This window comes from Rhodanobacter sp. FDAARGOS 1247, from assembly GCF_016889805.1.
In the GTDB taxonomy this organism is placed as follows: domain Bacteria; phylum Pseudomonadota; class Gammaproteobacteria; order Xanthomonadales; family Rhodanobacteraceae; genus Rhodanobacter.
This window is the reverse complement of sequence record NZ_CP069535.1, coordinates 1,348,899-1,374,913: the sequence shown is the minus strand read 5'-3', so window position 1 is coordinate 1,374,913 and position 26,015 is coordinate 1,348,899. Positions and strand designations below refer to the sequence as shown.

Here is a 26,015-nt window from a genome sequence, read left to right as displayed (position 1 = left end):
CAGCTCGACACCCACATGAGGCTGACCGAATAGCCTTCCGCCGCGTTCGGAAAGAGGATGCCCCCAAGCGCGATACCGCACCATCAAGACGGACGTCTCCCTCGGCAACCAGCCTCAAGGAGCGACCGTTGTATCCGCGATGCAGGAACCGAAGGGAGCGCGCTCGAAACGAAGTGCTGCGCATATATGGCGCAGACCTGAAAGTCATCGAGCAGGCAGGCGAAGATATTCGACATGGGTAGTCTCGCGTGGCGTCGGCCGCCAGGCAACCCGACGCGATCGCACGCGCGTGCGGCTTCGTCCAATGACCGTGCGCCCTCGTCCAAAGTTGCGTGCGAGACACCGAAGGTCGCTGGCAACAGGCCATCATGCCAACCACACTGTGGGTGTTCTTCGCCAGCACGCACGCGCTCCGATGAGCGCCGCCCACGGCAGGTTCCCATGTCAGAGACTCGATGAGGAGAAAGGCCATGAATGAGCCAAAGGGTGATCGGCGGAAGTTCCTCGCGCGAGCGGGCGTTGCGACACTCAGCGTCGGTGCCGCGAGCCTGTTCGCCGGCAGAGCGATGTCGACCACGACGATTCGTCCGAACGACGTCGGCATCATCCAGACCGCGCTTGCCCTCGAACACGAAGGCATCGCCGCCTACCGCCTCGCGGGCAAGAGCGGACTGCTTTCGCCTGCAACGCTCAAGCTCGCGCTCGTCTTCATGGGGCACCATCAGGCGCATCGCGATTCGTTGGCGAAACTCGTCGCAACGGCCGGCGGCAAGCCCGTCGAGCCAAGGACGGACACCCAGTACATCGCCGAGCTCAAGCTTGGTTCGCTCAAGTACGAGGCCGATGTCGTCGCGCTGGCGACCATGCTCGAGCGCGGCGCCGCCAGTGCGTATATCGGCCAGATCAGGGCGCTCAAGGATCCCAAACTCGCGAAATTGTTCGCGTCGATTTCCGCCGACGAGGCCATCCATTGGACCACGCTCAACAACGCGGCGGGGACGCCGATTCCGGCGACGGCTTACGTATTCGGTTGAGCAGTCGGGACATGAGGGTATCGCTGTTTCGCACATCGATCCGATCGGGCAGCCTGCTGTTTGCCGGCTTGCTGAGCATGGCCGCCTGGGCTGGAAAAGCGCCGGATGATGTTGCCGCCGGGCAGACGCTCTACCTGAACACCTGTGGTGGATGCCACTCGGTGGATACGGATCGCATCGGCCCGCGCCACCGCAACGTCGTCGGAAGGGCGGTGGCCAGCGTCCAGGGATACGACTACTCGCCCGCCTTGAAGAAACTCGGCGGCATCTGGACACCGGCCAGACTCGACCAGTGGCTGAGCGGCACGCAGAACATGGCGCCCGGCAGCAAGATGTATATCGAACTGGACGATCCCGACGTACGCCGATCGATCATCACCTACCTGCAATCCGTTTCTCTCCGCGCGCCGAAGAATTCGCGCACGGCCAGCCCGTCGAGGCACTGGAGAAAACGACAATGAATCACCATGTCGAACGGGTAGCCTGAAACCCGCGAAATTCGACCATCAGGAATTCCCCATGCAGCATTTCCCGCAACCCGTTTTCGTCGCCGCCGGACTCCGCACGCCCTTCGGGCGTGGCGGCGGTGCGCTCGCCAATTACGACGCGATCAGCCTGTCGGTGCCGGTCGTGAAAGCGATGGCGGCGCGCGCCGAGCCGGACCTGGTCGTTTGGGGGTCGGTGATCCCGAACCTCGGCTGGAGCAACATCGCGCGGGAAATCTGGCTCGATGCGGGACTCAATCCCAACGTCCCCGCCTTCTCCGTCGTGCTGGCCTGCTCGACCAGCATGACCGCCGCGTTCGCGGCGGCAGGGATGCTCGGCGGGGGCATCGACCTGGCCATGGTCGGTGGCGGCGAAGTCATGAGCCGCCCGCCGATCGCACTGACGGCCGAAGCATCGAAACGCCTGACCGACCTGTTCGGCAGCGATCCCTCCGCGGCGCTGGCCGCCCTGCAGGCGCTGACACCGCAGGACTATGTGCTGCCGACCAAGGGCTGGGCCAACCGCATTACCGGGCGCACCATGGGTGACCACATGGAGGAGACCGCCAAGGCGTGGCAGATCAGCCGCCAGGCGCAGGACGACTGGGCGTTGCTGAGCCATCAGCGTGCGGTGGCGGGCTGGAACAGCGGCTTCTTCGACGACCTGGTCATCAAGCTCCCGGAACTCGAACGCGATTCGAATCCGCGCGCCGATACCTCGGCCGAAAAGCTCGCGGCGCTCAAACCCGCGTTCGACCGGACGAGCGGCCAGGGCAGCCTGACTGCCGGCAACTCCTCGCCGATCACCGACGGCGCCGCCGGCTGCTGGATCGCGAACGAGGCAGGACTCGCTCGGCTGCCGGACGGCACCCCGCATTTGCGCCTGGTCGACTACGAAGTGGCGGCGGTCGACCACCATACGGAAGGCCTGCTGATGGCGCCGTCCTACGCGATCCCGCGGCTGCTTGCGCGCAATGGTCTGCGCTATGCGGACATCGACCTGTGGGAAATCCACGAGGCGTTCGCGGCCCAGGTGCTGGCGAACGTCGCGGCGATCGAGCGACCCGACTGGGTGCGCACCAAGACCGGCGTGCAGGCCGAGTTCGGGACCTTTCCGTGGGAGCGCGTGAATCCCAATGGCGGGTCGGTCGCGATCGGCCATCCGTTCGGGGCGACCGGTGCACGCGACCTGAGCCAGGCGGTGAAGGAACTGTGGTCGCATCCCGTGGGTTCGCGCGCCATCGTCAGCGTCTGTGCCGACGGCGGACAGGGAACGGTGACCTTGCTTGAACGGGTCTGACAGACAGGCCGCAATCGTCCCGGTCGTCGACCCGACAACGTAACGAACAGTGCTGACGAAACGAATTATCTGGTGAACTCGATGATGATCCAGCCAGGATCGAAGGAGGACTGATGGACTACCACAAGAACCCCGAGGCGATCGCCAAGCTGACGCCCGAGCAATTCCGTGTCACCCAGGAGAGCGCGACGGAGCGCCCGGGAACCGGCGCGTATCTCGACAACAAGGAACCAGGCATCTACGTGGACGTGGTGTCCGGCGAGCCGCTGTTCGCGTCGTCCGACAAGTTCGAGTCCGGCTGCGGCTGGCCGAGCTTCACCAAGCCGATCGAACCCGCACACGTCAACGAACTGCGCGATACCACCTACGGCATGATCCGGACCGAAGTGCGTTCGGCGCACGGCGACAGCCATCTCGGCCATGTCTTTCCGGACGGTCCGCGCGACAGGGGCGGCTTGCGCTACTGCATCAATTCGGCCTCGCTGCGTTTCGTGCCCCGTGCCGAGATGGAAGCACAAGGCTATGGCGCCTATCTCGATCAAGTGGAGGACATCCAGTGACTACCGAACGCGCTGTACTCGCCGGCGGCTGCTTCTGGGGCATGCAGGACCTGATCCGCAAGCTCCCCGGGGTCGTGTCGACCCGCGTCGGCTACACCGGTGGCAACGTGCCGCACGCCACCTATCGCCACCACGGCAGCCACGCCGAGGCCATCGAGATCAACTTCGATCCTGCGCAGACCACCTACCGCCGCCTGCTCGAGTTCTTTTTCCAGATCCACGATCCGACCACGCTCGACCGCCAGGGAAACGACCGCGGCAGCAGCTATCGCTCGGCCATTTTTTTCACCAGCGACGAACAGAAGGCTGTCGCCTTGGACACGATCGCCGACGTCGAGGCTTCGGGCCTGTGGCCCGGAAAGGTGGTGACCGAAATCGCGCCGGCCGGCGATTTCTGGGAAGCGGAGCCCGAGCATCAGGACTACCTCGAGCGGATCCCGCACGGCTATACCTGCCATTTCGTGAGGCCGGACTGGGTACTGCCTCGCCGTGCGGAGGCGAAGGCCTAGCCGGCGCTTCGGTGCGCGTTCGTCCCGTTCCGGACTTTCGGATCGCACGTAACCGAAGGAGGCACATGGGCCTGAAGGAACATCGAGCATGAGCATCGTCGCGTCTATTCATGGCGGGCAGGACGCGCCAGCCTGGAGTCCGTGGGATGGCACGGCGCCTTGCCTGCCCGGGCGCGCTTTTGCCTGGATCGACGTGGTCGATGCGTGCGGCGAGGAAATCGCGGCGCTCCAGCGCGTGTTCGGCCTGCATGAGCTCGCCGTCGAGGATTCGATGAGCGACGCGCAGGTCGCCAAGCTCGACCTGTACGCGGATCACGTCTTCATCATCGCGAAGGCGGCCGAGCTGGGCGCCAGCGAAATCCAGTATGCCGACGTGGGCATTTTCCTGGCCGAACAGCGGGTCATCACGGTCTGCCGGATGGAAAGCACGTTCGGCCACCAGCTGCGGGAAGGCATTCACCGGATCACGCAGCGCAACGTGAAGGAGCCGGAGTTCGTGGTGCACGAGGTGCTCGATCTCATCGTGGACGACTACTTCCCCGTGGTGCAGATGATCGCCGACGAAATCCTGCTTATGGAAAAGCGGCTTCTGTGCGACTCGCTCGGCAGTACGGAGATCGCGCGCATTTTCCAGCTCAGGCGCGAGGCGATCCACTTCCAGCATGCCATCACCCGGATGATGGAGGTATGCAACAAGCTGTCGACGCTCGACGTGCCTTGTATTTCCAGCGCCTCCAAGCCGTATTTCCGGGATGTCCTGGACAACCTCGTGCGCATCGAGGCCATGACGACGGGGCTCATCGATGTCATCCGCACGGCGCTGGAAGCCAGCAGCCTGCTCGAGCAGCAACGGCAGTCGGCCATCACCCGGCAGCTCGCCGCCTGGGCGGGCATTCTCGGCGTTCCCACCGCGATCGCGGGCGTCTACGGGATGAATTTCGCCAACCTGCCCGGGACGCACACCGGCTGGGGCTATCTCGTCGTCCTGGGCGTCATGGGCTCGATTTGTGTGTGGCTCTACTGGCGTTTCCGCAGGCTCGGATGGCTGCCATAGCCCGCTTTTTTTGCGCTTCATCACCCGGGCAGGAAAGACATCCGCCTCCTCGCTGACTACCGACGGTCGACCAGCGTCGACCTTGAGACTGACATGAATCTTGTTTGCGCCACACGCGATCCGGCATTGAACACGGCCACCAAGGCCGACCCGGCCTTTCTCGCCGAAGTGCTCGCCGGCCTGTCCGCCCGGCAGAAAGTCGTGCCGGCGCGATGGCTCTACGACCATCGGGGCTCCGAGCTTTTCGAAGCCATCACGACGTTGCCGGAGTACCACCCGACGCGGACGGAACATTCCATCCTGGAACGGCACGCGAAGGACATTGCCGAAAGGGTGGGCCGTGGCCGGGTGGTGATCGAATTCGGTTCGGGTTCTTCGACGAAGACGCCCTTGCTGCTCTCGGCCATCGAGCCGGAAGCGTATGTACCGATCGACGTCTCCGGGGAATTTCTCCACGAATCCCTGCAGGTACTCTCGCGCTCGTTCCCGGGCCTGCCGATACATCCCGTCGTCGGCGACTTCACCAAGCCGATGCAGCTTCCCCGGCTGGGACACTCGCCGCGGCTGGGATTCTTCCCCGGCTCGACCATCGGCAACTTCGTGGCTCCCGAGGCGGTGGATCTGCTGCGGACAATGGCCACCACGCTCGGAGATGCCGCGCAGCTGCTGATCGGCGTGGATCGGATAAAGGACCCGCAGGTCCTCGTTCCCGCGTATGACGATGCCGCCGGCGTGACGGCGCAGTTCAACCTGAATCTGCTCGACCGGATCAACCGCGAGCTGAGCGGAACGATTCCGGTCGGCGCGTTTCGCCATCGCGCGATCTGGAATGACGACGAGGCGCGCATCGAGATGCATCTGCTGGCAACGCGCGACCTGGGCTTCGAAGTCGCGGACCACCTGTTCCGCATGCGTGCAGGGGAAACGATCCATACCGAGAACAGCATCAAGTACGGCACGCGCGACGTCCGCGTCCTGTTGCGCGCCGGCGGCTGGACACCGGTCGCGGAATGGACCGACGCGCAGCAACTCTTCAGTGTCGTGCTGGCGGAAGCCACCCCCCGGCGTGTCGGGCCCTGAAGGGCGAATAGCTCTATACCCGGCTCTGCGGATGGCGCACCTGCCCTTCCCCGCGCACCACGAAGCGCTCCACCGTGAGCGCCTCGGCGCCCATCGGGCCGTAGGCATGCAGGCGGGTGGTGGAAATGCCGATCTCGGCGCCGAGGCCCAGTTCGCCACCGTCGCTGAAGCGGGAGGAGGCGTTGACCATCACCACGGCAGAGCGGATCGCCTGCACGAAGCGTTGCGCGACGGCTTCATCGGCGGTGGCGATGACTTCGGTGTGGTCGGAGCCGTAGCGACGGATGTGGGCGATCGCTGCATCGAGATCGTCGACCACGCGCACGGCGAGGATCAGGTCGAGGAATTCGGCGGCGTAGTCGTCGTCAGTCGCGGGCTGGATGTCGGGTAGCAGGGCGCGACTGGCGTCGTCGCCGCGCAGTTCCACGCCCCGTTGGCGCAAGGCCTGCGCCGCGCGCGGCAGGAAGCTGGCGGCGACATCCCGATGAACCAGCAAGGTTTCCAGCGCGTTGCACACGCCGGGACGTGAGGTCTTGCCGTCGATCAGCAGGTTCAAGGCGAGCTCGGGATCGGCGGCGCGATCCACGTACAGATGGCAGACGCCCTTGTAGTGCTTGATCACCGGCACGCGCGCGTGCTCGGCCACGAAGCGGATCAGGCCTTCGCCGCCGCGCGGAATCGCGAGGTCGACGATGTCGACCAGCTGCAGCAATTCCACCATCGTCTCGCGACGCAGATCCTCGACCAGGGTCAGGGCGGCAGCAGGCACGCCGTGCGCTTCCAGGGCGGACTTCAACGCGCCGGCGATCGCGGTGTTGGAATGGATCGCCTCGGAACCACCGCGCAGGATCACCGCGTTGCCCGCCATCAGGCACAGCGCAGCGGCGTCGGCGGTGACGTTGGGGCGCGCCTCGTAGATCATCGCGATCACGCCGAGCGGGATGCGTACGCGCTCGATCGACAGGCCGTTCGGCCGCGTCTCGCGGCGGGTCGTCACGCCGACCGGATCGGGCAGCTCGGCCACCTCGCGCAGTGCGCTGGCGATGCCGGCCACCCGCGTCTCGTCCAGCCGCAGGCGATCGAGCATCGCGCCCTGCACGCCCTTGTCGGCGGCAGCCTGCATGTCGCACGCATTGGCCCGCAGCACGTCGGCGGAGCGCGCTTCCAGTGCGTCGGCCATGTCGCGCAGCAGGGCCCGCTTCGCATCACTGCCCAGCGCGGCGACGACCTGGGCGGCATCGCGACAGGCCAGCGCCTGCTCCCTGATCGTGCTCATGCGCTGATCTCCTGGCCCGGCGCGACCGGGCTGTCCATGGTGATGAGGTCGTCGCGATGCACCACTTCGTCGCCGTAGCTGTAGCCGAGCACCCCGTCGATCTCGCGGCTGTGCCGGCCGGCCAGTCGACGCACCTCGGCGGCGCCGTACTGGCTGATGCCGCGTGCGATGGCGCGGCCGTCGGCATCGACGATCTCGACCAGGTCGCCGCGATGGAACTCGCCCTGCGCATCCAGCACGCCGCCGGGCAACAGCGAGACGCGACCGCCGGCCAGTGCGCGCGCCGCGCCCGCGTGGACGCGAACCCGTCCGCTGGCCGCCGAGGCATGGCGCAACCAGTATTTGCGTGCCTGCATCCGGCTCGACGACGCGGCGATCAGGGTGCCGCGCAGCTGGCCGTCGCGCAGCGCCTGCACGGTGGCCGCCTCGCGACCGCTGAACAGCACGGTGGCAATGCCAGCGGCCGCAGCCTTGGTCGCGGCTTCCAGTTTCGTGCGCATGCCGCCGGTGCCGGCCACGCTGCCGCTGTCGCCGGCCATCGCCAGGATCTGCGGCGTCAGCGCGGCCACATGCGTGATCGGCGTGGCGGCCGGGTCGCGGCGCGGGTCGGCGCTGTACAGCGCATCGACGTCGGAGGCGATCAGCAACAGATCGGCGTCGACCAGCGCCGCCACGATCGCGGCGAGGTTGTCGTTGTCGCCAAGCTTCAGCTCGTCCACCGACACGGTATCGTTCTCGTTGATCACCGGCAGCACGCCAAGCTGCAGCAGCTCGCGCAGCGTGGCGCGTGCGTTGAGGTAACGACGGCGGTTGCGCAGGTCGTCATGGGTCAGCAGCACCTGCGCCACCGGCCGCGCGGACAACGACTGCCACAGCGCGATCATCGGCGCCTGCCCCAGCGCCGCCAGCGCCTGCCGCGCGACCAACCCGTCGCTTTCGCTCGCATGCTGCCGCAACAACGCCCGTCCCGCCGCCACCGCACCGGAAGACACCAGCACCACTTCACGGCGATCGGCATGACTGGCCGCGATGAAACCCGCCAGCGCTTCGGCGTAGCGCGGCGTGAGGCCGCCACCATCGGCGGCAAGCAGGTTGCTGCCCACCTTCAGCACGGCGCGGCGCCACGGCGGCAGAGACTGACTGGTGATTTCCCGCGACGTCTTCATGGCGCGCGATCGCCGGAGGCAGGCAATGCAATAACCGAAGCACCTGTACCCGGGATGCCCTGCAACGATGGCGTTGCATCCGGCTTGGTCTCTTCACCTGCCGGGCGCAGCGCACCGGGCAGATAGCGCTTGAGATCCAGTGCCGGCCGTTCGACGAAGTGCCATGAAAGCACCGCGCAAACCATGACACAGACGGCCGACACCAGCAGACCCAACCAGTACGGGTGATGGATGCCCATCAGCGACAAGGTCAGCTGCTGCAGCATGTACGCGTAGATGTAGATGCCGTAGGAGAAGTCTCCAAAACGGCCGAAACGGCGTATCACCGGGGTGGAAAATGTGCCAAGGCGGATGACCAGCCAGGGTAAAAGCAGGAACAGCGCGGTATAGCCGTGGTCCAGCGCCACCGCTCCGGCGGCAGCCACCACGAGCGCGCCAGTCATCCACGGGCCGCGTTTGCGCCAAATGTCGCGGAAGTGGTAGAGCAGCACGCCGTAGCAGAAGTAACTGCCGTACTCGCAGCCAAAATCCGGCCGAAGGAACCGTGCCTGGGGATTGTGCTGGACGTCGAAGACCAAGAAGATGTAAGCCGCATATCCGATGATCAGCAACAGCAGCAGGTAGCGAAAACGGGGACGCAGCAGACCGCACAGTCCGGCCAGCATGAGAATGCCGTACCAGCGCACTTCGATCGGAATGGTCCACAGCGAGCCATTCACCCCCGGAAACGATACGTGCTCGAATACTCCAGGCAAGAACAGGCGAATGCCAAAATACAGCTGGGAAAAATAGTCCCAGGTGACCGGTGAGCGAAAGTAGTCACCCAGAGGGGTCTGCGTGACCAAAGGTCCCAGCACCAGTGCCGCGACGACCGTGACCACGGCCAACCCCGGCCATACCCTCAGGAAACGCTTGGCGGCGAAACGCAGGACATGCGGGTCCCGGTCCCAGCTTTGCGCCACCAGGTAGCCACTGACCGCGAAAAACACGAGGACGCCCATGGTGCCCAGCGTCAGCAGTCCAAACGGCTGAGGTTCCGGACGCCCGCTCAATGCGGCCTGATGCGCACAGAGCACCGTGGATGCAGCCACCAACCGCACCGCGTCGAAGTTGTTGGATGGGTGCTGACGTGACATGGATCGAGTGTCGCCTCAGTCTGCCACGCGCGCAATCGCGGCGAGTCGCGCGGCCAGTTCGTCCAGCCGAAGATCGGCGGCCGCACCAGGTGACACGCGCTGCGCCAGGCTGCTTTCCGGTGTACGTCCTTCGCCGGCTGATACAGCCGACTCCGCCGCGGCGCGATACGCGTCGCGGAACGGCACGCCGGCGGCGGCCTGCTCGATCGCCACGTCGGTGGCGTACATCGCCGGTTCGATCGCCGCGCGCATGGCCGCTTCGTTCCAGGCGAATCGCGCCAGCAAGTCAGGCACCAGTTCCAGCGCCATCAGGCCGTGGCGCACGCCGTGGAAAATCGAACCCTTGGAGAACTGCAGGTCGCGCTGGTAGCCGGAGGGCAGCGACAGCAGCTGCTCGATCTCGGTGCGCGCGGCAGCCACGCTGGCGTAGCTGGCGCGCAGCAGCTCGATCACGTCGGGGTTGCGCTTGTTCGGCATGATCGAGCTGCCGGTGGTGTACTCGGACGGCAGCTGCACGAAGTTGAATTCGGCGGTGGTGAACAGCGACAGGTCCCAGGCCAGCCGGCGCAGATCGAGCAGCGCGCCGCCGATCGCCTCCAGCACCGCCATCTCGAACTTGCCGCGCGACAACTGGGTGTAGATCGGGCTGACCTGCATGCGGGCGAAGCCCAGCGCCTGCGTGGTGTGTTCACGGTCGAGCTTCAGGTTCACGCCGTAACCCGCGGCGGTACCCAGCGGGTTGGCATCGATCAGCGCCAGTGTCTGCCGGGCGCGCAGGGCATTGTCGATGAAGCCTTCGGCGAAGCCGGCAAACCACATCGCGGTGGACGACACCACCGCGCGCTGCAGGTGGGTGTAACCCGGCAACGGCACGGCCGGTTGCGCGGCGCGATCGAGGCAGACCTCAGCGATGGCGCGGCAATGGTTTTCCAGCGCGACCAGCTTGTCCTTCAGCCACAGCCGCGTGGCGACCAGGATCTGGTCGTTGCGGCTGCGGCCGGTGTGCACGCGGCGACCGGCGTCGCCCAGGCGCTCGGTGAGGCGTGCCTCGATCGCCGAATGGCCGTCTTCGTAACGCTCGTCCAGCACGAAGGCGCCGCCGCTGAAATCCGCAGCCAGCGCATCCAGCTCGCACTTCAGCGCCGCGGCCTCGTCGGCGCTGACCACGCCGATGTTGGCCAGGCCTTCGACGTGCGCCTTGCTGGCGGTGATGTCGTGCAGGAAGAACTCGCGGTCGAGGATCACGTCGTCGCCAGCGAGGAACTTCATGATCTTCGCGTCGATGCGGATATTGGATTTTTGCCAGAGGGGCTGGGTCATGGGGAGGCAGTAGCGAGTTGAGAGGAGTGAGTTGAGAGGAGTGAGAAGTGAGAGAAGAGCAAGAGCAGGATGGGAGCGAGGCGGGGGGAGATGCGAGCTATTTCTCACTCCTCACTTCTTGGCTCCTCTCCACTCACTCCTCCCCACCGGTATCGCGGTGTATTCGTCCACACCGATCGCGCGGTTGATGTTCTGCATGGCTTGCGTGGCGGCGCCTTTCAGCAGGTTGTCCAGCGTGGCCACCACGACTACCCGCTTGCCGTCGGTCGACATCGCGAAGCCGCCGATCTCGGCGTGGTGCTGGTGGGCGATGCGGCTGACCCACGGCGCATCGTCCAGGACGGTGACCAGCCTCTCGCCCGCGTAGGCAGCATGAAAGCGCTGCAGCACTTCCTCGCGCTTCAGCTGACGGCTGAGGTACAGATTGCTGGTGACGGTGAGGCCGCGGAAGTGCGGCGCCACGTGCGGCATGAATTCGACCGGCACGCCGAGCTGAAAGGAAGCCTCCTTCTCGTGCATGTGGCCGGTAAGTGCATACGGCATCAGGTTGTCGCGCAGCTTTTCCGGATCGTTCTTGTCCGACGGCGTGGTGCCCGCGCCGGAGTAGCCGGACACGCCGAAGCATACCGGCGGGGCTGCCAGCAGATCCTTCAGTGGCGCGATGGAAAGCTGCATCGCGGTGGCGTAGCAACCGGGGTTGCTGATGCGCCGCTCGCCCCGCCACTGGTCGCGGGCGAGTTCGGGCAGGCCGTAATACCAGCGCTTGTCGAAGCGATAGTCGGCGGAGAGGTCGAGGATGATCGGATCGACACCAGCCTGGTCGAACGCCTCCACGCAGGCCGCCGCCTTGCCGTTGGGCAGGGCCAGGATCACCACGTCGGCACCGAGCTTCGGCAGGTCCTCGTGTGCCGGCGCGCTGTAACGCAGTTCGCCGCGATACTCGGGCACGTGGGCGTCGACGCGCTGGCCGTCCAGCTCGCGCGAGGAGACAAAGCTCAGCTCCAGCGCCGGGTGCGCCGCGATCAGGCGGATCAGCTCGGTGCCGGTGTGGCCCCGCGCGCCGACGATGCCAATGGTTTTCTTGTCGTGTGTCACCGATCCACTCCTGCGATGCTTCTTTCTCCTCCCCCTGCATGGCAGGGGGAGGTCGGGAGGGGGTGAGGCTTTTGATCTTCACAGCAAGATCAAGAGCGACCCCACCCCAGCCCTCCCCTGCATGCAGGGGAGGGAGTTGGTCTTGCTCAGTCCACCAGTGTCGGCTGGCGCTGCGCGCAATGCGCCACGCAGCGGAAAATCGTGTCGAGGTCCTCGATGCCGTACCAGAACACCTTCCAGCGCGGCTGCTTGATGCAGCCGTCCGACTCGGCGTAGTAGAAGATGTTGACCTGGTTGCCGTGGCGCGAACGCCAGAACAAGCGCGGATTTTCCTCGCGCATCACCTGCCACACCGCCCGGCCCAGGCCTTCGCCCTGGGCGTCATCGAGCACGGCGAACTTGTCCAGGTACGGCAAGCCGTCCTCTTCGGTGAGGATCATCGCGGCGCGGTAGTTCTCGCTGACGTAGATGCGAAGCGGCTTGGTGCGTTCGAAGTAATCCGGCACCAGGGCTCGGCCGAAGCTCGATTCGATCAGCGTGCGCATGCGCGCCAGGTCAATGCCGTCCCACGAGTCGAACGTCAGCACCTTCTCGCCGCGCCGGACCAGGGTGCCGGAACCCTTGTGGGTGAACAGCTCCTTGGCCAGTTCCGCCGGCCGGGTGATCGACACCGATGACGTCAACGGCAAATCGGCCAGCAGGTCGGCGATCTGCTCGATCTTCAGACGCATGCCGCCGTTGATCCACGGCTGCGCCATCAGGTGGTCGAACTCGGTCGACAAGTTGATCGAGTCGATCAGCTTGCCGTGCTCGTCGAGCAGGCCGCCGGTGCCGGTGAGGAACACGATCTTGTACGGCTGCAGCATGCGTACCAGTTCGTTCGCGGCGACGTCGGCGTTGACGTTGAGGATCTGTCCCTCGTCGGTCTCGCCGAGGCTGGCGATCACCGGGATCGAATTCGCGCGCAGGCTGGCCTCGATCGGCGCCAGGTTGATGCTGTCGACCTTGCCGACCATGCCGTAGGTGTCGCGATCCAGGTAGCTGGCCAGGAACACCCCCGACGGCACCGCGGTGGCGCGGGTGTCCATCGACTGCAGCGCTTCCACCAGCTTCAGGTTCTGCTGCATGAACACGCGGCGCACGATGCCCAGCGCCTTCGGCGAGGTCACGCGCAGGCCGTTGATCGTCTGCTTCTCGATGCCGGCAGCGGCCAGCTCCTCATCCAGTTGCGGGCCGGCGCCATGCAGCACGATCGGGGTCAGCCCCACCTGCTGCAGGAAGGTCAGCGACGAGGCGAGGTCGGCCAGCTCGTCGCGCAGCACTGCACCGCCGACCTTGACCACGGCGAAGCGCTTGGCGTCGACCTCGGAGAAGCGCTTGAGGTATTGCTGGATTTCCTTCGCGCTGCCCATGCTCGAAAGCAGGCGCACGATGGTCTTGCGGGTGTGGTTGCCTGTGCTCATGCGATTTTGCTTTCCACGATCCGGTGAATGACCTCTGCGTAATGCTGCAACTGATCCAGCGCGACCCATTCGTCGGCGCTGTGGGCCTGGGCGATGTCGCCGGGGCCGTAGACGAAGGCGGTGTAGCCGGCGGCGGAGAACAGCGCCGCCTCGGTCCAGAAGTCCACCGCGTTGCCCACCGGAATGCCCAGCTCGTCGGCGAGATCGCGGGCGACCAGCCGGTTCGCCTCTGCGTTCGCCGTGTCGCCGGCGGGCAGCGAGGCGCCGCGGAAGGTTTCGGTGAACTCCACCGGCTGCGGCTCGACCAACGTGCGGAAGCGCGCGAGCAACTGGTCCGGGTCCATCGTCGGCAGCGCACGGAAACCGAAGCGCACTTCCGCCGCGGGCGCGATCATGTTCGCCTTGATGCCGCCCTCGACCCGGCCGATGTTGAAGCGCAGGCCGGTGAGTCCGCCGAAGCGCTCGTGCGACTGCGCCGCCACGAAATCCAGTGCCGCATTGCCCCAGCGCATCGCCTGGTGCAGCGCGCTGTCGCTGGGCTGCTGCTCGCCCGAAGCATGGCCGGCGTGGCCCGCGAAGCGCATCAGCACCGACTGGATACCACGATGCGCCAGCACCGCCTCGCCCCTGGTCGGCTCGGCCACGATCACCGCCTCGTAGGCATGCGCATCGCGCAGGAAGCCGGCGATGCAGCGCGGGTCGTTCGCTTCCTCGTCGGTGGAAAACAGCAGCGCCAGCGGGCCGTCGCTGGCATTGGCCACCGCCAGCAACGCGGCCGCCGCACCCTTGATGTCGCAGGCACCGAGGCCGATCGCGCGATCCGCGGTCACCCGCAACGCATGCGGATCGGCCGTCCACGCCGGCGAATCCGGCACCGTGTCCAGATGCACGTTGAACAGGTATTTCGGCTCGCCGCGCACCGCATGCAGCGCCACCGCACCGGCGCCGAAGTCGGTCACCGTGACCACGAAGCCGGGCAGCTGCGCACGCAGGTAGTCGAAGATGCCGCCGGTGTCGATCGCGCGCGGCGGATTGCGCGTGTCGAAACCGACCAGCGCCCGCAGGTGCTCCAGGGTGGCGTCCAGCAGCGCGCTCATCCGCGATTGACCTCGGCCCACAGCGTGCTGCTCATGCCGAACAGCTTGATGAAGCCCTCGGCCTCTTCCACACCCCAGTCGGCCGACTGGGCGTAGGTGGCACCCTTGGCGTTGAGGATGTGCTTCGACTCGACGGCCACCGCGCCGACGCTGCCGCCGTTCGTTTCCAGCGTCACCGTGCCGTTGACGGTGGATTGGCTGGAGGCCAGGAACGCCTCCAGATCGGTCTTCAGCGGGTCGTGGAAGAAGCCTTCGTAGACCAGCTCCACCCACTTGCGCGCCACCTCGGGCTTGAAGCGGTTCTGCTGCTTGCTGAGCACCGCTTCTTCCAGGGCGCGGTGCGCGGTGAGCAGCGCGGTCAGGCCCGGCGCCTCGAAGATGATGCGGCCCTTCAGGCCGATCGTGGTGTCGCCGGTGTAAAGGCCGCGGCCCACGCCGTACTGGGCGAACAGATGGTTCAATTTCGCCAGCATCGCATGCCCGGCGATCTTCTCGCCGTCCAGCGTCACCGCTTCACCGCCCACGAAACCGATCTTCACCCGCAGCGGGTCGGACGGCCATTCGGCACGCGGCTTGCACCAGCCCACCGCGCCAGCGCCGGGCGCCTGCCACTGGTCGATCTCGCCGCCGGACATGGTCAGGCCCAGCAGGTTCTCGTTGATGGTGTAGGCCTGCTGCTTGGCGCGCACGCCGAAGCCGCGCTCTTCCAGGTATTTCTGCTCATAGGCGCGCGTCTGCGTGTGCTCCTTCTGGATCTCGCGGATCGGCGCCACGATCTGGTAGTCGCCCAGCGCCTTCACCGCCAAGTCGAAACGCACCTGGTCGTTGCCCATGCCGGTGCAGCCATGCGCGATCGCCTTGGTGCCCAGCTCGGCGGCGCGCTTCAGCGCGGCCTCGACGATCAGGTAGCGATCGGAGACCAGCAGCGGGTACTGGCCCTGGTAGCCCTCGCCCGCCCACACGAACGGCTTGACGAAGCCGGACCAGATCGCCGGACCGCCATCGACGGTGACGTGGCTGGCCACGCCCAGTTCTTGCGCGCGGGCCTCGATGAAGGCCCGCTCCTCGGCATCCACGCCGCCGGTATCGGCGAACACGGTGTGCACGGCCCAGCCCTGCGCCTGCAGGTAGGGCACGCAGAAGCTGGTGTCGAGGCCGCCGGAGAAGGCGAGGACGATGTCTTTGCTCATGGCTTGCAGATCCTGGATTGATTCAGTCGGATGCGACGACGATGCGCGGCTCGCAGCGCACCGGGAAATTCACGGAGTTGGCGATGAAGCAGGCATGGTGCGCGGCATCGTGAGCGGCCTCGGCCTTGGCCGGATCGCTGGCGGCGCTGATCGTCACCACGGGACGCAGCACTACCTCCACGAAGCGACCGCCGTCGCCTTCGGTGGCCATCGTGCCTTCGGCGGCATCGGTGTAAGCGGTCACCACCACGCCGGCCACGGTGGCCATGTGCAGGTAGGACAGCATGTGGCAGGTGGACAATGCGGTGACCAGCATGTCTTCGGGATTGTGCCGGGTGGCGTCGCCGCGGAAGGTCGGATCGGACGAGCCGGCCAGCTCGGGTTTCCCCGCGATGCGGATCACGTGCTCGCGGCTATAGTTGCGGTAGCCGTCGGTGCCTGTCCCGAGGTTTCCGGTCCACTCCACGTCGACGCGATAGTGATGTTGATGAGTCACGGCGTTGGCTCCTGTTGGGTCATCAGTGCGGCCAGCTCCACGTCGCCATCGCCGTCGCGCTCGCGCAGCCCGGCGATCACGCCGGCGCGATTGCGCGCGGGATGGTTCTGGCTCAACTTGAACTTGCCTTCGATGCGGTCGATGCTGATTTCGAGACCGACGATGGCGCGCAGCGACTTCTCGATGTGGTCTTCCGGCGCATCCGTGATCTTCCATGGCTGTGGTTGGCCCGCCTCATGGTGGTCGGTCAGCGTCTCCAGCAGCCGGCGCAGCCAGGCCGCGTCATCGATCACTTTCAAGCGACCATGCACGTGCACCACCGCGTAGTTCCACGTCGGCACCTCGCGCCCGGTCTCGTGCTTGCTCGGATACCAGTTCGGACTGATGTAGCCGTCCGGACCCTGGAACACCAGCAGCACCTCGGCGCCGTCCTGCTGCGCCAGCTCGTTGCCGCGCGCGACATGGCCATGCAGCACGCCATCGACCAGTTCGAATGGCAAGTGATTGGCCGCCAGCCCGCCGGCCCCGTGGGTCACCACGGTGGCGAACGGATACGCCCGGATCAGCCCGTGCAAGGCCTCGCTCCGCGTTTCCTGGAAATGCTTCGGCGTGTACATGCCGGCTCAGCCCTGCCCGATCAGCGACGCCATCACCGCCTTCTGCACGTGCAGGCGGTTCTCGGCCTCGTCGATGGCGATGCAGTACGGCGCATCCATCACCGCGTCGGTGGCCTTGATGTTCCGGCGCAGCGGCAGGCAGTGGCTGAACAAGCCGTGGTTGGTCAGCGCCATCTTTGCCTCGTCCACCATGAAGTGCCTGTTCGCCTCGCGGATCGGCTTCTCCTTGTCCCACTGGCCGAAGAACGGCAACGCGCCCCAGCTCTTGGCGTAGACCACGTCGGCGCCGGCATAGGCTTCCTCGATGTCGTGGCTGACCTTCAGCGAACCGCCGTTCTGCTCGGCGTTCAGACGGCCAAACGCCATGTAGCGCTCGTCGAGCACGTAGTCGGGCGTGGGGCACAGCAAGGTCACGTCCATGCCCATCTTCGTCGCGATCAGCAGCGCCGAGTTCGCTACCGCGGTGTTCAACGGTTTCGGGTGGTAGGTCCAGGTCAGCACGTACTTCTTCCTGGTGAGGTCGCCCAGGTGCTCCTTCATCGCCAGCGCGTGGGCCAGCTCCTGGCAGGGATGGGTGATGGTTTCCATATTGATCACCGGCACGGTGGCGTACTGGGCGAAGGCCTTGACCACCTTGTCCTGCCGGTCCACCGCCCAGTCCTGGAATTTCGGGAAGGCGCGCACCGCGATCAGGTCGACGTAGCGGCTCAGCACGCGCGCCACCTCGGCGATGTGCTCCTCGGTGTCGCCATCCATCACGCTGCCCACCTCGAACTCGATCGGCCACGCATCCTTGCCCGGCGCCAGCACGATGGCGTGCCCACCCAGCTGGAATGCACCCAGCTCGAAGCTGGTGCGGGTACGCATCGACGGATTGAAGAACAGCAAGGCGATCGACTTGCCGGCCAGTTGCTGGCCACGCGGGGAACGCTTGAACGATGCCGCCTGTTCCAGCAGCGCGTCGATCTCGGTGCGGCTGTAATCCTGGGTGGTGATGAAATGCCGTAGAGCCATGATTTACTCCAATCCAAAACACAAAAAACCCGGCGCAGAGGCCGGGTTTCGTCGTCGATGCACCGTCAAACGCGTGCGACTGCCTACCCGGCCGAGTATCCATACAACGGTCGGCGCGCACGCGACGTCATGCCAGCGGCCGCGCGGGCGCTGGTCAGTACGGTGGCGGTATAGACGGCTGTGGACATGGGGATTCCGGGTGACTGTCGGGCATCATGCCGACAATTTCGCTGCCGTGCAACAAAAAATTCGGGTGTCCCGAAAAGCCACGCCGCCAAGGCTGGCGGCGTTGCTGGTGGAGGTCAGTCGGCCGGGTCGACCCGTACCCGGACGCGCAGGCGCTCGCCGGGGTCGTAGCTCAGGCGCGAGGTGTAGACCTCGCCGCGATAGCGGTATTCCACGTCGTAGCCGATGATCCGGCGCTGTTCGCTGACCGAGCTGACCTCGCGGCACTGGGTCTGGGTGGTTTCGTAGTCGCGGCCACGGTTGGTCCGGTTGCCGATCGCGCCGCCGGCCACGGCGCCGGCCACGGTGGCGGCCTTGCGTCCGTCGCCCTTGCCCACGGTGTTGCCCAGCACGCCGCCGATCACGGCGCCGAGCACGGTTCCCGCGGTGCTGTTGCCGCCTTCGTGGCGCACCACCGGCTGGTCGTAGCATTCCTGGCGCGGCACCTCGGTGCGGGTCACGCCCAGCACCGGGTCGGCGCGCAACACGTCGGCCCAGCCGTAGTGGGCGTTGTCGTCATTGTTGCCATTGTTGGGGTTGGCGTAACGCACATCCTGTGCACAAACGCCGCCCGCCAGCAGGGCAAGTGCGAGCGCGGAAATCCACAGCTTGGTCATCACGACCTCCCAATTACTGAAACACCACTCGCGCAGGCGCGCGTACTGGCAGCCATTGCAGCAAATTCACGCTGAATACACCCTTAGAATCAGTCAACGGGAAGCCGGCGCGACTCGGCCACTTACACCTTGTTAAGATGCCGGGCTGGCCGAACCCCCTGTCCGGACGGCCCATGCCGCGGATTCCACCATGCCGATATCGCTCTACAACAGCCTGACCCGTCGCACCGAACCGTTTGCCCCGCTCGACCCGGAGCGCGTGACGATGTACCTGTGCGGCCCCACCGTCTACAACTACGTGCACATCGGCAATGCGCGTGGGCCGGTGGTGTTCGACGTGCTGGTGCGCCTGCTGCGACGGCATTACCCCCACGTCGTGTATGCCCGCAACATCACCGACGTGGATGACAAGATCAACGCCGCCGCGCAGCAGCAGGGTGTGCAGATCGACGCGATCACGAACCGCTTCGCCCAGGCCTACCGCGACGACATGGCCGGGCTCGGCGTGGCGCCGCCCGACATCGAGCCGCATGCCACCACCCATATCGCGCAGATCGTCACGATGATCGAAGCGCTGATCGACGGTGGCCATGCCTATGCCGCCGAGGGTCACGTGCTGTTCGACGTCGGTTCGTTCGCCGACTACGGCAAGCTGTCCGGCCGCGATCCCGATGAACTGATCGCCGGCGCGCGGGTGGAAGTGGCGCCGTACAAGCGCAACGCCGGCGATTTCGTGCTGTGGAAGCCTTCCACCCTCGAACTGCCGGGCTGGGACAGCCCGTGGGGTCGCGGTCGCCCCGGCTGGCATATCGAATGCTCGGCGATGAGCGCTGCGCACCTGGGCGAGACCATCGACATCCACGCCGGTGGCGTCGACCTGCTGTTCCCCCACCACGAGAACGAGGTGGCGCAGTCCACCTGCGCCCACGGCGGCAAGGTGTTCGCACGCTGGTGGATGCACAACGGCATGCTGACGTTCGATGGCCGCAAGATGTCCAAGTCGCTGGGCAACGTGCTGCTGGTGCACGAACTGCTCAAGCTGCATCCGGCTGAAGCCTTGCGCCTGCGCTTGCTCAGCGGCCATTACCGGCAGCCGCTGGACTGGTCCGAAGCCGCCATCCAGCAAGCCACCAGCACGCTCGATGGCTGGTATCGCGTACTGCGCGACCTGACCGACGTGGCCCTGCCGACAGGTGAGCTGCCGGTGCCGCCGCGGATCGAAGCGGCGCTGTGCGACGACCTCAACACGCCCCAGGCGCTGGCCGAGCTGTCCGTGCTGGCCGATGCCGCGCGTCAGTCCGGCAGTGCCGAAGCCAAGGCCGCATTGCTTGGCGGCGCTGCCCTACTCGGCCTGCTGCAACAATCACCGGAAGCATGGTTCCGTTGGCAGCCCACTATCACCGCAACAATGAGATTGAAGTCCCCTACACCCAACGTTCGGCTCCGGGACGGAGATTTTACAGATGAACAAATCGACGAACGTATCCGGGAGCGCAACGAAGCTCGGGCACAAAAAGACTGGAAGCGAGCGGATCTCATACGTAATGCCCTTAGCGATAGTGGTATCGCGCTTGAAGATCTGCCCGGAGGCAAGGTGTCTTGGCATAGGGTTAGAAAATAGCCTAGAGAGTGACAACGGCATTTTTGTGTAGCGACAACCTCTTGGCTTTGCCCTAATGCGCGATAATGCCCGGATGAATGCCATTGCCAGCACCGGCGCCGAACAGGCGCAGCAGCAGATTGCCGAGGAATTCGCCTTCTTCGGTGACTGGACCGAGCGCTACCAGTATCTGATCGACCTCGGCAAGCAGTTGCCGGACTTTCCCGAGGCGCACAAGAACGACCTCTACCGCGTGCACGGCTGCCAGTCGATGGTGTGGCTGGTGCCCTCCGGCGATGCCTCGAACATGCACTTCGAGGCCTTCAGTGATTCGGCGATCGTGTCCGGCCTGCTCGCCCTGCTGCTGCGCGTCTATTCCGACCGCCCGGCGGCCGAGATCCTCGCCACCGAACCCAACTTCATCGGCACCATCGGCCTGGCCAAGCACCTGTCGCCCACGCGCTCGAACGGCCTGGCCGCCACGCTGACGAAACTGAAGGAGTACGCCAAGGTGATGGCGAGCCAGGAGTGAGTAAAGAGGAGTGAGAAGTGAGAGAAAAGCCGGAGCGCGAGACGCCGTTGCCTTCTCTCACTCATCTCCACTCACTTCTCGCAAAACGCCCCGCTCGAAGCGGGGCGTTTTTTTGAAGAGTCCGGCATGGATGCCGGTTTGATCTTTGCGCTCATGGATGAGCGCAAAAGCACAGCCCTCAGTCGCCCATCTGCTTCTGCAGGTGCTCGCGGCGTTCCTGCGCATCCAGCGACAAGGTGGCGATCGGTCGCGCATCGAGACGATCGACGCCGATCTCCTCGTCGGTCTCTTCGCAGAAACCGTAGCTGCCTTCCTCGATCCGGCGCAGCGCCTTGTCGATCTTGGAGATCAGCTTGCGGTAACGATCGCGCGTGCGCAGTTCCAGCGAGTTCTCGGTTTCGCGGGTGGCGCGCTCGGCCTCGTCACCCACATCGCGAACTTCCTCGCGCAGGTTGTCCATGGTCTGACGCGACTCCTCGACGAGCTGGTCGCGCCAGTCGCGCAGTTTGTTGCGGAAGTACGCCAGATGCATCGGGTTCATGTACTCCTCGTCGGGCGAGGGACGGTAACCCTTGGGCAAGCTGATGTTGGTGGTGGAGGACAGTGCGTATCGCCCGTCTTCCTGGGTGATACCGTTATCGAGTTTTTTTGCAGCAAGTTTATTCATTGAAGACGACGTTTTCTGTTTCTTGGAGGAAGAGGCATGGTGCGCGGCGGTTTCTGCGCGCGGTGTCACCATGGCGGTTGCACTCGCCACCTTGCCCTTGAACAGGGTGCTGGCGGGTGCCGGGGATACGTGTTTTGCGGCAGCTACCGGTGCCGGTTTCGCCACCGTCTTTTCGGCGGACTTGATCGCTTTCGGGGCCGGCTTGGCCACCGGCTTCGGCGCCGGCTTGGCCGCGGGCTTTGCCGCGACGGCCGGCTTGGCGACGACCTTGGCTGGCTTGGCGGCGCTGCGGGCCTTGCCCGCGGCAGGCTTGCCGCTCTTCGCGACAGCCTTGCCGGCGACAGGCTTCTTCGCGACGACCCTGGCGGGTGGCGCCTTCTTCACGGCAGCCTTCTTCGCGGCGCCCTTCGTGGCGACTTTCTTCGACACGGGAGCCTTGACCGGGGCGGACTTCTTCGCCGGTGATTTCTTCGCTGGTGACTTGCTGGCTGGTGACTTGGCGACGGGCTTGCTGACCGGCTTTTTCGACGCGGCTTTCTTCGCCGCCGGCTTGCTTGCGGGTTTGGCTGCGGCCTTCGGCCTGGTCTTGGCAACGGCCTTCGACGCCGCCTTGGCCGGTGTCCTGCTCGCGTTCTTCACGGTCGCTCCCTTGCCTGCAACTGTCGACTTGCCGGCCTTGCTTCCAGACGAAGCCTTGGCTTTCTGCGCCTTGGCGGCGGTCGAACTACGCGTCGTTTTCGCCATATCCCTTCACCGTTAGTGGCCGTGGCGGCCGGGTGTTATAGCCCATGTATGCTGCACCAGCAAGCCTGCTTCTGGAATACTTGTACCATTACCCGATGCAGGCTGTTCCGGCACCGTGAATATCCCGACCCGATTCATACTGTGGTTGCTGCATTTGTACAAGCGCTGGCTCAGTCCCCTGCTCGGCCCGCGCTGCCGCTTCCAGCCCAGTTGCTCCGATTATGCACGGATTGCCGTCACGCGCTTCGGCCCCTGGCGCGGCAGCCTGCTGACCGGCTGGCGGCTGCTGCGCTGCCAGCCGCTGTGCGACGGCGGCGATGATCCGGTGCCCGAGCACTTTCATTTTTCCCGCTGCCGGCATCAGGGGGATTCCGTCGACACGCAGTGAGCAGGCGACGGTGCGCGACGCCTGCCGCAGCCGTTGGCTACGGCGCGGAGCCGTAGCCGCCTTCCACGCCCTTGCTGGCGTAGGCCACCGCATCATGCGGGTGCAGGCTTTCCTGGTGCTCCACGCGGATATGGAAGTCGCTGAGGGTGGCGTCCGCATCGAGGGACTTCTGGATGCGCCGGGCGGCGTCTTCGCAAAACATCAGGTTGCCACCGTTGGCCAGCGCGAAAGCCTGCTCGTCCTCGCGCTTCACGGCCGTCTGCACCGGCGTGCCCAGCGCGTGCTCGACGCCATCGATCAGGCCGACCAGGTGGAAGCCGGCACCCGGCACGGGACGCACGCGCAGACGCGCCACGCTGCGCTGGGCGTGTGGCGTGGCCACGATGCCCTTCTCGCTGCCCAGCCAGGCCAGCACGGCGGCATGGTCGAGCGGCTGATCCGCGCCGAAGTCGCTGGCGAACTGGTCCTGGATCAACTGGCGCGACAAGGCGGCGGATGCCGGACAGGTCGAGGAGTAGATCACCTCGGTGCCGAATTCGAGCAGGAACTCGTCGCCGGTGAGGCTGGCTTCGATGCAGACCGGATAGGCGCGCCAGCCGCTGTTGGCGCTCTTCAGCGCAGGGCGGCGCACCAGGTGTTCGAAACGGATGCTGAGGCAGGCGCGGTCGGACAGGTCGCCATGCGAATCGAGGAAGCCGCGCAGCAGCGCATGCAGCATGTCGGCACCCAGCGTCTGCGTGCTCAGTGCCTGCTCGACCTGCAGGTACAGCCGCGACATGTGGATGCCCCGCTTGTCGGGCCGCTTCAGGTTGACGAAGGCGCCCACCCGCGCACTGGCACGTTGCGGCTGGCCATCGCCGGCATCGAACAGCACCGGCACCTGGATGTCGGCCATGCCGACCCAGTCCAGCGCGCCGGCAAGATGGGGCTGCGCATGGACGGCAACGTCGGGCAGCAGACGGGCGGTATTTTCCTGGTTCGGCATGGCGGGTCCTGATCTCGGCGAAGCAACTCGCCGGTGAAGCAAGCAATCTTGGGGCACGCAGCCCACGGCGCAATAGTGGCGCGGGGGAAACGCTGCGTCTTGAACGAATTACGGCCGCTGACGCTGCCACGCGCGTGCTGCCTGCCACGCCTGCAAGGTGGTCGACAGTCCGGTACGCGGCTGACCGGCCTGCAGCGTGGCCAGCGCATCGCCGGAACGCGCGGCGCGCCGTGCCAGCTTGCTGGCGTGGCGGGACTCCAGTGAGCGAAACACGCTGAGCGGACCACTCACGGCCGTCGACGCGCGCCAGCTGCCCAGCAGGTCTTCCAGTTGCGCCTGGATCGCCTGCTGCCGCGCCGCGCTGGCGCTGCGCAGTTGGGTGCGATCTAGGCCATGTCGCGCCAGCCGCGCCATCGGCAGCGGCAGGCGGTCGCGCTCGGCATCGGTATCCAGCCGCAGCAGCGCGTACAACAGGTGATTCAGCACGGCGACCTGCGCGGCCCGCTCGGCCGACGCCGCCGCGCCATACCACCAGGCCGTCTCCAGCGCAGCCAGCGCGCCATGCAGGGGCATCGCCGCGGCGATCTGCGCCGTGAAATCCGCCGCCGTGCCCTGCTCCAGCTGTGCCATGGCCGCGATGACCGGCGCCAGCCACAGTTCGCTGGCGATGGCGTGCGCCCGCTCGTCGTCGAACAGCACCTGGCTCAGCGGATGACGGCCGCCGCTGGCCGCGGCACCGGCCAGCTCCTCGGCCCACCAGTTGAGCTTGGCCGCGGCCACCTGCGGTTCGCGGATGCCGTAGGCGGCGCCCAGCAGCTCCTGTTCGAGCGCGGCCAGCGCGACATGGCCCGGGTAACGGCGGCCGTCGACAAACGCCAGGGCGATCCGCTGCTGCGGCTGCACCGCCAGCCATTTGTCGATGAAGCCCTGCAGTACCGCACTCTGTTCGACCAGCTCGATCATGCGACGCTCGATTCCAGTTGCAGCAATGCTGCCAGTTCGGCCGGATGGTTCAGCACCACGTCGGCGCCCCAGCCATGCGGGTCGCCGCCGTCGAGATACCCCCAGCTCACCGCCACCGTGTACAGGCCGGCCGCGGCGCCGGCCTCGATGTCGCGCCGATCGTCGCCGACGAACAGGCAACGCGCCGGCGTCAGCCCTGCGCGTTCGCAGGCCAGCAGCACCGGCGCCGGATCGGGTTTCTTCACCGGCAGGGTATCGCCGGAAACCACGGCGCTGGCCCGCTCGCTCCAGCCGATGCGTCGCACCAGTTCATCGGTGAGGAAGGCCGCCTTGTTGGTGACGATGCCCCAGCGCAAGCCTCGCGCCTCGATCCGCGCCAGCAAGTCGTCCACGCCCTCGAAGGCGCGGGTCTGCCGGGCCATGACCTGCCGGTAGAGCTCCAGGTAACGGGGCACCAGGGCCAGCACGCCGTCCTCGCCGCGCCCGGCGAACGCGCAGCGCAGCACGGCGCGCGCGCCGCGCGACACCACCTCGCGCACCGGTGCGTAAGGCGGCGGGACCGCGCCCTCCTCCGCGCACTGGGCGAGCAGGGCCGCGTACAGGTCCGGAGCACTGTCGAGCAGGGTGCCGTCCAGATCGAACAGCACGCCTTGAACGTTTTCCGGGAGCGGACGGCTCATGCCGGCTTGCGTGCGCACAGCACGTAGTTGACCGCCGTGATCCTGCCCAGCCACGCCTTGCGCGTGAGCGGGTTGTAGCCCAGCCCGGAAACATCCTCCAGCTCCAGCCCGGCATGACGCAGCAGCCGGCCCAGTTCGGACGGCTTCAGGAACTGGGCGTAATGGTGGGTGCCCCGCGGCAGCATGCGCATCACGTACTCCGCCCCGATGATGGCCGCGCCGAACGCGGCCGGGGTGCGGTTGATGGTGGACATGAACAGGCGCGCTCCCGGTTTCAGCATCGTGGCGAGGTCGTTCACCAGGGCTTCGGGGTCCGGCACGTGCTCGATCAGCTCCATGCAGCACACCGCGTCGAAACTCCCTGCTTCGACTGCCGCCAGTTCGGCCGAGGACTGCACGCGATAATCCACGCTCAGCTTCGATTCGTACAGGTGCAGCCGCGCCACGTCGATGACCTTGCTGCCCAGGTCGATGCCGGTGACCCGGGCACCGGCGCGCGCCAGCGCTTCGCTGAGCAGGCCGCCGCCGCAGCCGACGTCGGCCACCTTCGCATCGCGCAGGTCGGCGCGCGCGGCAATGTACGCCGCGCGTACCGGGTTGAGGTCATGCAGCGGACGCGACTCGCCGTCAGGGTCCCACCAGCGCGCCGCCAGGCTGTCGAAACGGGCGATTTCCTCGGGGCTCACGTTGGTGGTGGTCATGTTCGAATCCACGATGGCAAT

27 protein-coding genes are annotated in these 26,015 nt (G+C 66.1%); 10 read left to right on the top strand and 17 right to left on the bottom strand.

Features of this window, described 5'->3' with window-relative positions:
- The first annotated feature begins 470 nt into the window (after positions 1–470).
- From I6J77_RS06145 to egtD, 7 genes are all read left to right on the top strand, one after another.
- Positions 471–1,034, top strand: a complete 564-nt coding sequence (locus I6J77_RS06145) for a ferritin-like domain-containing protein (RefSeq protein WP_204110944.1) — start codon at positions 471–473, stop codon at positions 1,032–1,034.
- An 11-nt stretch (positions 1,035–1,045) separates the two neighbouring features.
- Entirely contained in the window at positions 1,046–1,495 is a 450-nt protein-coding gene (locus I6J77_RS06140; protein WP_204110943.1) for a cytochrome c family protein, read from the top strand.
- Between the two features lie 58 nt (positions 1,496–1,553).
- Positions 1,554–2,819 (top strand): thiolase family protein, encoded by a 1,266-nt coding sequence (locus I6J77_RS06135; RefSeq protein WP_204110942.1) that lies wholly within the window; start codon positions 1,554–1,556, stop codon positions 2,817–2,819.
- 113 nt (positions 2,820–2,932) lie between these two features.
- Complete coding sequence (gene msrB, locus I6J77_RS06130) at positions 2,933–3,379, top strand: peptide-methionine (R)-S-oxide reductase MsrB (protein ID WP_204110941.1); 447 nt, start codon at positions 2,933–2,935, stop codon at positions 3,377–3,379.
- Positions 3,376–3,888, top strand: coding sequence for a peptide-methionine (S)-S-oxide reductase MsrA (gene msrA, locus I6J77_RS06125; RefSeq protein ID WP_204110940.1), 513 nt, complete (start codon positions 3,376–3,378; stop codon positions 3,886–3,888). Before msrB ends, msrA begins: the two co-directional genes overlap by 4 nt.
- A gap of 88 nt (positions 3,889–3,976) precedes the next feature.
- Positions 3,977–4,942 (top strand): magnesium and cobalt transport protein CorA, encoded by a 966-nt coding sequence (locus tag I6J77_RS06120; RefSeq protein WP_204110939.1) that lies wholly within the window; start codon positions 3,977–3,979, stop codon positions 4,940–4,942.
- Between the two features lie 93 nt (positions 4,943–5,035).
- The gene (egtD, locus tag I6J77_RS06115; protein ID WP_204110938.1) at positions 5,036–6,022 is read left to right on the top strand and encodes an L-histidine N(alpha)-methyltransferase; all 987 of its coding nucleotides are present in this window, start codon (positions 5,036–5,038) and stop codon (positions 6,020–6,022) included.
- 13 nt (positions 6,023–6,035) lie between these two features.
- On the opposite strand, the gene I6J77_RS06110 is transcribed toward egtD, so the two are convergent.
- The 12 genes from I6J77_RS06110 to I6J77_RS06055 form a co-directional block, all read right to left on the bottom strand.
- Entirely contained in the window at positions 6,036–7,298 is a 1,263-nt protein-coding gene (locus I6J77_RS06110; RefSeq protein WP_204110937.1) for a glutamate-5-semialdehyde dehydrogenase, read from the bottom strand.
- Positions 7,295–8,464, bottom strand: coding sequence for a glutamate 5-kinase (gene proB, locus I6J77_RS06105; RefSeq protein ID WP_204110936.1), 1,170 nt, complete (start codon positions 8,462–8,464; stop codon positions 7,295–7,297). Before proB ends, I6J77_RS06110 begins: the two co-directional genes overlap by 4 nt.
- Entirely contained in the window at positions 8,461–9,600 is a 1,140-nt protein-coding gene (locus tag I6J77_RS06100) for an acyltransferase (RefSeq protein ID WP_204110935.1), read from the bottom strand. Before I6J77_RS06100 ends, proB begins: the two co-directional genes overlap by 4 nt.
- A gap of 15 nt (positions 9,601–9,615) precedes the next feature.
- The gene (locus tag I6J77_RS06095) at positions 9,616–10,920 is read right to left on the bottom strand and encodes an argininosuccinate lyase (RefSeq protein ID WP_204110934.1); all 1,305 of its coding nucleotides are present in this window, start codon (positions 10,918–10,920) and stop codon (positions 9,616–9,618) included.
- A 111-nt stretch (positions 10,921–11,031) separates the two neighbouring features.
- Complete coding sequence (gene argC, locus I6J77_RS06090) at positions 11,032–12,015, bottom strand: N-acetyl-gamma-glutamyl-phosphate reductase (RefSeq protein ID WP_204110933.1); 984 nt, start codon at positions 12,013–12,015, stop codon at positions 11,032–11,034.
- A 146-nt stretch (positions 12,016–12,161) separates the two neighbouring features.
- Positions 12,162–13,478: an acetylglutamate kinase gene (locus I6J77_RS06085; protein WP_204110932.1), complete on the bottom strand. Its 1,317-nt coding sequence runs from the start codon at positions 13,476–13,478 to the stop codon at positions 12,162–12,164.
- Entirely contained in the window at positions 13,475–14,575 is a 1,101-nt protein-coding gene (locus I6J77_RS06080; RefSeq protein ID WP_204110931.1) for an acetylornithine deacetylase, read from the bottom strand. Before I6J77_RS06080 ends, I6J77_RS06085 begins: the two co-directional genes overlap by 4 nt.
- A complete protein-coding gene (locus I6J77_RS06075; RefSeq protein ID WP_204110930.1) occupies positions 14,572–15,765 on the bottom strand; it encodes an argininosuccinate synthase in 1,194 nt (397 codons plus the stop codon). Before I6J77_RS06075 ends, I6J77_RS06080 begins: the two co-directional genes overlap by 4 nt.
- Positions 15,766–15,787: 22 nt before the next feature.
- Positions 15,788–16,261, bottom strand: coding sequence for an OsmC family protein (locus I6J77_RS06070; RefSeq protein ID WP_204110929.1), 474 nt, complete (start codon positions 16,259–16,261; stop codon positions 15,788–15,790).
- The gene (locus I6J77_RS06065; protein ID WP_204110928.1) at positions 16,258–16,878 is read right to left on the bottom strand and encodes an FMN-binding negative transcriptional regulator; all 621 of its coding nucleotides are present in this window, start codon (positions 16,876–16,878) and stop codon (positions 16,258–16,260) included. The genes I6J77_RS06070 and I6J77_RS06065 overlap by 4 nt, the downstream gene beginning before the upstream one ends.
- A 6-nt stretch (positions 16,879–16,884) precedes the next feature.
- Positions 16,885–17,892, bottom strand: a complete 1,008-nt coding sequence (locus tag I6J77_RS06060) for an N-acetylornithine carbamoyltransferase (protein WP_204110927.1) — start codon at positions 17,890–17,892, stop codon at positions 16,885–16,887.
- A gap of 302 nt (positions 17,893–18,194) precedes the next feature.
- The gene (locus I6J77_RS06055) at positions 18,195–18,734 is read right to left on the bottom strand and encodes a glycine zipper 2TM domain-containing protein (RefSeq protein ID WP_204110926.1); all 540 of its coding nucleotides are present in this window, start codon (positions 18,732–18,734) and stop codon (positions 18,195–18,197) included.
- Between the two features lie 190 nt (positions 18,735–18,924).
- Between I6J77_RS06055 and cysS the strand changes: the two genes are divergently transcribed.
- Positions 18,925–20,355 carry a cysteine--tRNA ligase gene (gene cysS / locus I6J77_RS06050; protein ID WP_204110925.1) on the top strand — a complete coding sequence of 477 codons (1,431 nt, stop codon included), beginning with the start codon at positions 18,925–18,927 and terminating at the stop codon, positions 20,353–20,355.
- A 73-nt stretch (positions 20,356–20,428) separates the two neighbouring features.
- Entirely contained in the window at positions 20,429–20,866 is a 438-nt protein-coding gene (locus I6J77_RS06045; protein ID WP_204110924.1) for a SufE family protein, read from the top strand.
- 178 nt (positions 20,867–21,044) lie between these two features.
- Here I6J77_RS06045 and dksA read toward each other — a convergent pair whose 3' ends face one another.
- Positions 21,045–22,277, bottom strand: a complete 1,233-nt coding sequence (dksA, locus tag I6J77_RS06040; RefSeq protein WP_239309202.1) for an RNA polymerase-binding protein DksA — start codon at positions 22,275–22,277, stop codon at positions 21,045–21,047.
- A 115-nt stretch (positions 22,278–22,392) separates the two neighbouring features.
- Here dksA and yidD point away from each other — a divergent pair, with 115 nt between their 5' ends.
- Positions 22,393–22,665 carry a membrane protein insertion efficiency factor YidD gene (yidD, locus tag I6J77_RS06035; RefSeq protein ID WP_204110923.1) on the top strand — a complete coding sequence of 91 codons (273 nt, stop codon included), beginning with the start codon at positions 22,393–22,395 and terminating at the stop codon, positions 22,663–22,665.
- A 37-nt stretch (positions 22,666–22,702) separates the two neighbouring features.
- On the opposite strand, the gene folE2 is transcribed toward yidD, so the two are convergent.
- From folE2 to ubiG, 4 genes are all read right to left on the bottom strand, one after another.
- The gene (gene folE2 / locus I6J77_RS06030) at positions 22,703–23,650 is read right to left on the bottom strand and encodes a GTP cyclohydrolase FolE2 (RefSeq protein WP_204110922.1); all 948 of its coding nucleotides are present in this window, start codon (positions 23,648–23,650) and stop codon (positions 22,703–22,705) included.
- A 108-nt stretch (positions 23,651–23,758) separates the two neighbouring features.
- Positions 23,759–24,613: a phytoene synthase gene (locus I6J77_RS06025; protein WP_204110921.1), complete on the bottom strand. Its 855-nt coding sequence runs from the start codon at positions 24,611–24,613 to the stop codon at positions 23,759–23,761.
- The gene (gene gph, locus I6J77_RS06020) at positions 24,610–25,293 is read right to left on the bottom strand and encodes a phosphoglycolate phosphatase (RefSeq protein ID WP_204110920.1); all 684 of its coding nucleotides are present in this window, start codon (positions 25,291–25,293) and stop codon (positions 24,610–24,612) included. Before gph ends, I6J77_RS06025 begins: the two co-directional genes overlap by 4 nt.
- Complete coding sequence (gene ubiG, locus I6J77_RS06015) at positions 25,290–25,994, bottom strand: bifunctional 2-polyprenyl-6-hydroxyphenol methylase/3-demethylubiquinol 3-O-methyltransferase UbiG (RefSeq protein WP_204110919.1); 705 nt, start codon at positions 25,992–25,994, stop codon at positions 25,290–25,292. Before ubiG ends, gph begins: the two co-directional genes overlap by 4 nt.
- Positions 25,995–26,015 lie beyond the last annotated feature (21 nt).

Excerpts from the sequence above, each read along its gene's own strand:
- I6J77_RS06080 (WP_204110931.1), bottom strand. The coding sequence starts at position 14,575 with ATGAGCGCGCTGCTGGACGCCACCCTGGAGCACCTGCGGGCGCTGGTC.
- I6J77_RS06085 (WP_204110932.1), bottom strand. The coding sequence starts at position 13,478 with ATGAGCACAGGCAACCACACCCGCAAGACCATCGTGCGCCTGCTTTCG.
- egtD (WP_204110938.1), top strand. The coding sequence starts at position 5,036 with ATGAATCTTGTTTGCGCCACACGCGATCCGGCATTGAACACGGCCACC.
- I6J77_RS06055 (WP_204110926.1), bottom strand. The coding sequence starts at position 18,734 with ATGACCAAGCTGTGGATTTCCGCGCTCGCACTTGCCCTGCTGGCGGGC.
- gph (WP_204110920.1), bottom strand. The coding sequence starts at position 25,293 with ATGAGCCGTCCGCTCCCGGAAAACGTTCAAGGCGTGCTGTTCGATCTG.
- I6J77_RS06025 (WP_204110921.1), bottom strand. The coding sequence starts at position 24,613 with ATGATCGAGCTGGTCGAACAGAGTGCGGTACTGCAGGGCTTCATCGAC.
- msrB (WP_204110941.1), top strand. The coding sequence starts at position 2,933 with ATGGACTACCACAAGAACCCCGAGGCGATCGCCAAGCTGACGCCCGAG.
- I6J77_RS06135 (WP_204110942.1), top strand. The coding sequence starts at position 1,554 with ATGCAGCATTTCCCGCAACCCGTTTTCGTCGCCGCCGGACTCCGCACG.
- folE2 (WP_204110922.1), bottom strand. The coding sequence starts at position 23,650 with ATGCCGAACCAGGAAAATACCGCCCGTCTGCTGCCCGACGTTGCCGTC.
- I6J77_RS06140 (WP_204110943.1), top strand. The coding sequence starts at position 1,046 with ATGAGGGTATCGCTGTTTCGCACATCGATCCGATCGGGCAGCCTGCTG.
- I6J77_RS06075 (WP_204110930.1), bottom strand. The coding sequence starts at position 15,765 with ATGAGCAAAGACATCGTCCTCGCCTTCTCCGGCGGCCTCGACACCAGC.
- dksA (WP_239309202.1), bottom strand. The coding sequence starts at position 22,277 with ATGGCGAAAACGACGCGTAGTTCGACCGCCGCCAAGGCGCAGAAAGCC.
- I6J77_RS06045 (WP_204110924.1), top strand. The coding sequence starts at position 20,429 with ATGAATGCCATTGCCAGCACCGGCGCCGAACAGGCGCAGCAGCAGATT.
- ubiG (WP_204110919.1), bottom strand. The coding sequence starts at position 25,994 with ATGACCACCACCAACGTGAGCCCCGAGGAAATCGCCCGTTTCGACAGC.
- proB (WP_204110936.1), bottom strand. The coding sequence starts at position 8,464 with ATGAAGACGTCGCGGGAAATCACCAGTCAGTCTCTGCCGCCGTGGCGC.
- I6J77_RS06095 (WP_204110934.1), bottom strand. The coding sequence starts at position 10,920 with ATGACCCAGCCCCTCTGGCAAAAATCCAATATCCGCATCGACGCGAAG.
- I6J77_RS06060 (WP_204110927.1), bottom strand. The coding sequence starts at position 17,892 with ATGGCTCTACGGCATTTCATCACCACCCAGGATTACAGCCGCACCGAG.
- I6J77_RS06145 (WP_204110944.1), top strand. The coding sequence starts at position 471 with ATGAATGAGCCAAAGGGTGATCGGCGGAAGTTCCTCGCGCGAGCGGGC.
- cysS (WP_204110925.1), top strand. The coding sequence starts at position 18,925 with ATGCCGATATCGCTCTACAACAGCCTGACCCGTCGCACCGAACCGTTT.
- I6J77_RS06065 (WP_204110928.1), bottom strand. The coding sequence starts at position 16,878 with ATGTACACGCCGAAGCATTTCCAGGAAACGCGGAGCGAGGCCTTGCAC.
- I6J77_RS06120 (WP_204110939.1), top strand. The coding sequence starts at position 3,977 with ATGAGCATCGTCGCGTCTATTCATGGCGGGCAGGACGCGCCAGCCTGG.
- I6J77_RS06100 (WP_204110935.1), bottom strand. The coding sequence starts at position 9,600 with ATGTCACGTCAGCACCCATCCAACAACTTCGACGCGGTGCGGTTGGTG.
- I6J77_RS06110 (WP_204110937.1), bottom strand. The coding sequence starts at position 7,298 with ATGAGCACGATCAGGGAGCAGGCGCTGGCCTGTCGCGATGCCGCCCAG.